General features: G+C 31.9%; 1 protein-coding gene. It reads right to left on the bottom strand.

What is annotated here, in order from left to right:
• A partial coding sequence (locus GNY06_RS05380) for a transposase (protein WP_166519122.1) occupies nt 1–178 on the bottom strand: 178 nt, incomplete at its 3' end.
• Between the last annotated feature and the right edge of the window lie 145 nt (nt 179–323).

Genomic DNA, 323 nt, shown 5'->3' with positions numbered 1-323 from the left:
CCAATTGCCATTTCGGAAAGTTCTTTGGCAGCATACGCCATTGACAGTCTGTTTTTATCAGGTACATTAACGCATTCCAAATCAGGATCAAAGGATGTTTTCGCTTTCTATCTTTCAGATTCAGCGCTTTCTTTATATATTGACATTGGTTTTCAGTTAGATCAGTTGGGTATTTCATTCCTTTTTTTACAAATATACAACTTCTGAAAACCTTCCTAACAAAATTTTCTACACAAATTTAAACAGCCTCTTAAATTTTGAAGATATTCTAAAAACAAATTACACTAAAATTTCATCGGTTTCTAATAACATCCCACAATCTT

It is taken from the genome of Elizabethkingia argenteiflava (genome assembly GCF_009904105.1).
GTDB classification, from domain to species: Bacteria; Bacteroidota; Bacteroidia; order Flavobacteriales; family Weeksellaceae; genus Elizabethkingia; species Elizabethkingia argenteiflava.
Note: the sequence above shows the minus strand (reverse complement) of the source record. Positions and strands in the feature narration are given on the sequence as shown.